Consider the following 6,277-nt stretch of genomic DNA (forward strand, 5'->3'; position numbering starts at 1 on the left):
ATATTTTTTAAATAAATTAATACCATAGGGGGTATTTGGATTGACTGTAAATGTAATGACTTCAAAAGAAGTGACGAAAACAGTTTTTAATAATGAAGAGTTGTTTATTCTTGATGTTCGTAATGCAAGTGATTTTAACGATTGGAAAATCGAAGGAGAAAACTTTGAGTATTTAAATGTTCCTTATTTTGAATTGCTTGATGGTGTAGAAGAAATTATGGAGGAAATTCCGACTAACAAAAAAGTATTGGTTGTTTGTGCAAAGGAAGGTTCATCAGTAATGGTGGCAGAAATGCTTTCTGATGCCGGGTTAAACGTGTCATACCTTAAGGGTGGAATGAAAGCATGGAGTGAACATTTAGAACCGGTTAAAGTGGGCGACCTAAATGATGGTGGCGAAATTTATCAATTCGTTCGAATCGGTAAAGGTTGTTTATCCTACATGGTGCTTTCAAATGGTGAAGCAGCAGTGATTGATGCAACACGTATGACAGATATCTATCTTGATTTTGCTGAAAACATGGGAGCAAAAATTAAACATGTAATTGATACGCACCTTCATGCTGACCATATTTCCGGAGGACGTACAATTGCCGAGAAAACTGATGCTGTCTACTGGCTACCACCAAAGGATGCAACAGAAGTAACTTTTGATTACCAACCATTAGAAGATGGTAATGACATAACAATCGGTAACACAACTATTAATATTGCAGCATTGTATTCACCAGGTCATACCATTGGTTCTACATCTTTTGCAGTTGATAAAAAGTTCTTGATTTCAGGAGATATTTTGTTCATTGATTCAATCGGAAGACCCGACCTGGCAGGTAAGGCGGAAGATTGGGTGGGTGATTTAAGAGAAACTCTTTATAAACGCTACAGAGAATTGTCAGAAGAACTAATTGTCCTTCCAGCACATTTTATGATCATAGACGAGTTAAATGATGATGGTAGTGTTTCAGAAAAATTAGGTGCATTGTTCGTAAAAAATCACGGACTCAATATCGAAGATGAAAATGAATTTAGGAAATTGGTAACTGAAAACTTACCTCCACAGCCAAATGCATATCAAGAAATTCGAGAAACAAATATGGGGAAAATCAATCCAGACATGGATCAACAACGAGAAATGGAAATCGGACCAAACCGTTGTGCAGTTCGATAATACCAAACAAGGAGGAATACAAAATGGAAGCAACAAAAGTATTAGACGCCAAAGGCTTCGCTTGCCCAATGCCGATTATTAAAACCAAAAAAGCAATAGGAGAGCTTGAAACAGGTCAAGTATTAGAAGTTCATACAACTGATAAAGGGGCAAAAAACGATCTAACAGCATGGGCTAAATCCGGTGGACACGAAGTATTAAAGTATGAAGAAGAAAACAGCGTGTTAACATTTTGGATTAAAAAGGGTTAAAAAGTAAAGGGAACCAAATTAGGTTCCCTTTTTCTAAAGAGGGGGACAACATGGATATTAATTTAATAATGACAATCTTCCTAATTGGGTTTGTAGGTTCTTTTATTTCAGGGATGTTAGGAATTGGTGGGGCAATTATCAACTACCCGATGTTATTATATATTCCAGTCATGTTAGGTGTAGGTGATTTTACAGTTCATGAAGTTTCAGGAATTACAGCCATCCAAGTGTTCTTTACGACAGTAGGTGGTGTTTTGGCTTATCGTAAAGGTGGTTATTTAAATAAAACATTAATTACTTACATGGGAATTAGCATTTTGATTGGAAGTTTGATTGGGGGATTTGGCTCTACTCTCATGCCGGAAAGTGGAATTAACATCGTTTATGGAATCTTAGCTCTTATTGCTGTTGTCATGATGTTTGTTCCCCATAAGGGCATTGATGATATCCTTTTAGAACAAGTAAAATTTAATAAATGGCTTGCGGCATTATTTGCTTTTACAGTAGGCATAGGGGCTGGCATAGTAGGTGCGGGAGGCGCATTTCTATTAGTTCCTATCATGCTTGTGGTTTTAAAAATACCAACAAGAATGACAATTGCTTCTTCCTTAGCAATTACACTTATTTCGTCAATAGGGGCTGTTACTGGAAAAATCTCAACAGGTCAAGTACCAGTCCTGCCTGCACTTATTATGGTTGTTGCGAGTTTAATTGCTTCACCTATTGGAGCCAACATGGGAAAAAAAGTGAACACAAAAGTTTTGCAAGGCATAATGGGGATATTAATTCTAGTGACAGCAGTGAAGACTTGGATAGCAATTTTTTAAGTTTTTCAAAATTATACAAGAGAAATAGGCGCTCCTAAGTCAGAATAATTGAAATAGATACAGTTAAAGTTAAGAAGCATTCTTTTTAAATGAAATTGATTTGAAAAACTGTGAGACATTAAAAGATGTGAAACGCGAAGTAAAAAATTATATGACCTATTACAACCATTATCGAGGACAATCGAGCCTAAAATAGATGCCGCCTGCAAAATTCAGACAGTATCTCCTTCAAGTTGCCTAGCTTTTTTTTAATATCCTTTCCAAAGGATACACCTAAGTAATTGAGAGGGGCTTTTGTGTGGGTGTAGTTAATGAAGGACTTATTTCTAGTGGCCAACACTTCTATGAATGCCACCGAAACCACCTACGCCATGTAAACCAGGTATTCCATGAACACCATGAAATCCATGATAATCAATTGCACTTGTCATTCCTACGAAACCAGATTTATGGTTTATATTGCGGAGTGTGCGGACAAACGTGCTTATTGACTTTTGTATCTAAGCCCTATCATTTCTTCACAAAGCCTATTATTTCACCTTATAAATTGGGGATGGTTTGTGGAAAAGAGCAACGGTCCATATGTTGCATTTGATTTATTTAAGGTAAACGTCAAATTGCCTCCAAATACTACATGGGTGGGTGTATTTCGGGACTATGTTTTGTTTGCTTCACTTTTTATCGGTATTCTGCATGCCGAGGGTAAACTAGATGACCACGGCAAGACTTTATCTATTTCTTTTTTATTCGTTAGATCCATATTCGGCAGCGTTTCATACAAATAGCGAAGAAAATTACAGGAACTCAAATCATTCTCTTTTGCCGTTTCAACCACACTATATATGAAATGGAGTAACCCTGAGTATTAGTACATTTCCTTAACATAGTGCATAAGATAATTTGAAAAATTTGTGAAGGCGTTGAGAAAAATGTACGATGCTCCTTTTTCGTATTCCCACCAATATCAATATCCAAATCCTTATTTTTTTAATGGAACAATAAATAACAAAATAATACAGCCCAATTACTGGACTACGCACAACGTTGCTAACCGATTGGATTTTTTTCAAACATCAAATGGAAGAAATAAAGTCGGGCTAAAAGATTATGGACGGAAACCATTTGTAATCAATATTAATGAAGCTACAAAACAAAACAATAACTACCGTAACGCATTATGGACAGGAAATCATTTGCAAGTTACATTGATGAGTCTTAAAGCTGGGGAAGATATCGGTTTAGAAATTCACCCTAACGTTGACCAATTTTTACGCATTGAACAAGGTAAAGGGATTGTTCAAATGGGCAAGAGAAAAGATAATTTAAACTTTGTGCGAAATGTTTATGACGATTCCGCCATTATGATACCTGCTGGAACATGGCATAATGTAACCAATACAGGTAATATCCCGTTGAAAGTTTATTCTATATACGCACCTCCACAACATCCATTTGACACAGTACATGTAACTAAAGCAGATGCTTTGGCTGCAGAACACCGTTTTGATTGTGATATGCACTATTTTCATCCAACAAAGTATCCAAATAGGATTCAAACTAATAATTTTAACATCGTTAAAACTAGCTTTTCTAAAGAGGAGGCAGCAGCGATAGCTTTACTTTTAGGTATTGACTTTGATAAAAGTAAGTTTGATTTAGATGAGTTTTGGATGGGAGTGAATACTGAACTTGAACATGGAAAACAGTCCAGCCAAACGAATGTTACTGGGGATGACCCTATTATTACTGGGAAAATTGCACTAGCTCATCTCAATGAATTTCCTGATTATTACAAAAGATTAAAAATACTTGAGGAAGAAGCAAAAGCATATTGGAACAAATGAAATACAGTATACCCCTGCAAAACTCATATTGAAATAAAATATAAGAACCATCCTGTGTTTCAGGATGGTTTATTTTTGCAATAATGGACTTCTGAATAGAGTTAACTTAGAGAATAATTCTCAAGTGTACCAATCGACTGTTGTTTGTGAAGAAACACACTTAAACTAATGGAGGCGTTAGCACAATAACTAAAGCTCAATTTTTGATACTCTATTAAATTTTTCGATCTTCCACAATCGGGCTCGATTGCGGAACAAAACAAGTAGAAATGATCAAACTTTTTTATAAAAACCTAACCTATATCTGCTGAAAAAGAAGCCATTTTGATCAATCTTTTGTCAAAATGGCTTCTTTTTATTTATCATAAAATATGGGTTTGTGAGGTTTTTTTGATCAAACTTTAATCCAAACTAACAGTTACAAAAACGCCAATCCCTTGATACGTCTAGGTTTGTAGTTTTTGCTAACTTCATATAGTTGATTTTATGTTAACTAGTTTTGTATAGAGTATTCATTTCTAGATCAGATTTCACTTGTTGAATAAGCTGAATTCATACATGAGTTGTTTGAAATGGCATCATAATTCACAAATTAGCATAGTAATATAGGCTCTATTTTCCTATCAAATTATTGTCGCATTAGAACTAAAGTCTCCTTTTAGGCAAGTAAGATGGTTTATATTGGATAAAAATAAGAATGGTATTGTATCATGAAAAAAGATTGAGTGATTTATATGTTATAGGAAAGGGGAATGAAAGTTAATGAATGTATTAATGATAAGCTTTCCAGCTGAGGGGCATGTTAATCCGACTCTGGGTGTAGTAAAAGCTTTAATTGATCGTGGAGATACTGTTCATTACGTAACCACTGAAGAATTTAAAGAGAGAATTGAAGGTTTGGGTGCGAATGTATATCTTCATCCAAATCATTTAAAGGGATTCACACCTCAAAAAGTTACCAGTATTCATGAATTTATGCAAGTCCATTTAAAACTTTCCTATGATATATTGGCTGTTGTTCATGAATTAGCTGATTCCATACCATTTGATTATGTGTATCATGATATGTTTGGTGCGGGACTGCTGATCAAAGACTATTTAAACCTTCCTTCTATCTCTTCATCATCGTCCTTCGCTATGCCTCAGGAGCAATTCCTGAAAATGCTAGAAAGTGGCAGGGGTCTACCTCTAACTCCATCGCTGGAAATAGAGAAAAAAATTCGACTATAACGGAACGGATCCAGGAACGTTTCGGTGTGAAGATAAAGCATCCTCTCCAATTTATGATGAATACTTCTGATTTGAATATTGTCTATACAAGCAGAGAATTTCAACCAGGTGGAGAATATATGGATGATTCATATGTATTTATCGGTCCTTCCATCACCAAACGGGTGCAAACACATGATTTTCCGTTAGAGGAACTAAAAGACCAGAAAGTACTGTATATTTCAATGGGTACCGTCTTGCAAGGGTTTGAATCTTTCTTTCAAACTTGCATAGAGGCTTTTAGAGACTTTGAGGGGAAAGTCATCTTTTCAGTGGGCATGGCTACTGATTTAGCCATGCTGCAGCCTTTACCGGAAAACTTCATTGTACGTAGATATCTACCACAGCTTGAAGTTTTAAAGCATACGGACGTTTTCATTACTCATGGAGGGATGAATAGTACGAGCGAGGCTCTCTATTATGAAGTGCCCCTTGTCGTCATCCCTCAGACCTCAGATCAGCCTATGATCGCTAATCGATTGGAGGAACTTCAAGCCGGGTTTAAAATTGATCCACATGAAGTAAGCATAGAAAAGCTACAAGAATCAGTTCAACAGGTATTGTCCAATCCTACTTATCGGGAAAATGCTAAGAAGTTGAGCAATAGCTTTAAAAAGGCAGGTGGAGAAAAAGCAGCTCTAACGGCTATAGATGAGTACTTAAAAAAGGTAAGTTCGGGTATCTTCCAAGGCATATAAGGGGTTCAGTCAGAAAAATAGTCGATTGACATTTGAATCACTCCTAGTCCTAGAAGAGATTACCGAGGTAACAGGTCAATTGAATCATCTAAAGAATCTTCGTTTTCGTTGAAGATTCTTTTTCATGTGTGCCAGGCATGGCAACTATCTAGGTGGTGAAAGTCCACTGTGGGGGTACACATCGACTAACCACTAAGGAAGCGCAAGGTACTTATCGCGA

Annotated in this window: 8 protein-coding genes and 1 pseudogene; all 9 read left to right on the forward strand. The window is 36.2% G+C overall.

Translation table 11 applies throughout. The features are described from left to right. The first annotated feature begins 40 nt into the window (after positions 1 to 40). Positions 41 to 1,168 carry an MBL fold metallo-hydrolase gene (locus HNP81_RS20620; RefSeq protein ID WP_182503856.1) on the forward strand — a complete coding sequence of 376 codons (1,128 nt, stop codon included), beginning with the start codon at positions 41 to 43 and terminating at the stop codon, positions 1,166 to 1,168. A gap of 23 nt (positions 1,169 to 1,191) precedes the next feature. Further along, positions 1,192 to 1,419 (forward strand): sulfurtransferase TusA family protein, encoded by a 228-nt coding sequence (locus HNP81_RS20625; RefSeq protein ID WP_028391127.1) that lies wholly within the window; start codon positions 1,192 to 1,194, stop codon positions 1,417 to 1,419. 50 nt (positions 1,420 to 1,469) lie between these two features. Further along, positions 1,470 to 2,246 (forward strand): sulfite exporter TauE/SafE family protein, encoded by a 777-nt coding sequence (locus HNP81_RS20630; RefSeq protein ID WP_182503857.1) that lies wholly within the window; start codon positions 1,470 to 1,472, stop codon positions 2,244 to 2,246. Positions 2,247 to 2,346: 100 nt separating this feature from the next. Beyond that, positions 2,347 to 2,442, forward strand: coding sequence for an IS3 family transposase (locus HNP81_RS20635; protein WP_161632340.1), 96 nt, complete (start codon positions 2,347 to 2,349; stop codon positions 2,440 to 2,442). A 364-nt stretch (positions 2,443 to 2,806) separates the two neighbouring features. Beyond that, positions 2,807 to 3,031 (forward strand): hypothetical protein, encoded by a 225-nt coding sequence (locus tag HNP81_RS20640; protein ID WP_182503858.1) that lies wholly within the window; start codon positions 2,807 to 2,809, stop codon positions 3,029 to 3,031. A gap of 144 nt (positions 3,032 to 3,175) precedes the next feature. Beyond that, a pseudogene (locus HNP81_RS24130) lies at positions 3,176 to 3,751 on the forward strand (cupin domain-containing protein); the annotation flags it as partial. A gap of 9 nt (positions 3,752 to 3,760) precedes the next feature. Then, a complete protein-coding gene (locus HNP81_RS24135; RefSeq protein ID WP_246399514.1) occupies positions 3,761 to 4,090 on the forward strand; it encodes a DUF5661 family protein in 330 nt (109 codons plus the stop codon). Positions 4,091 to 4,852: 762 nt separating this feature from the next. Beyond that, positions 4,853 to 5,320 (forward strand): glycosyltransferase, encoded by a 468-nt coding sequence (locus tag HNP81_RS24140; RefSeq protein ID WP_246399510.1) that lies wholly within the window; start codon positions 4,853 to 4,855, stop codon positions 5,318 to 5,320. A gap of 26 nt (positions 5,321 to 5,346) precedes the next feature. Continuing rightward, positions 5,347 to 6,057, forward strand: a complete 711-nt coding sequence (locus HNP81_RS24145) for a macrolide family glycosyltransferase (protein WP_312859711.1) — start codon at positions 5,347 to 5,349, stop codon at positions 6,055 to 6,057. The last annotated feature ends 220 nt before the right edge of the window (positions 6,058 to 6,277 follow it).

The organism is Peribacillus huizhouensis, from assembly GCF_014138605.1.
GTDB lineage: Bacteria > Bacillota > Bacilli > Bacillales > DSM-1321 > Peribacillus > Peribacillus huizhouensis.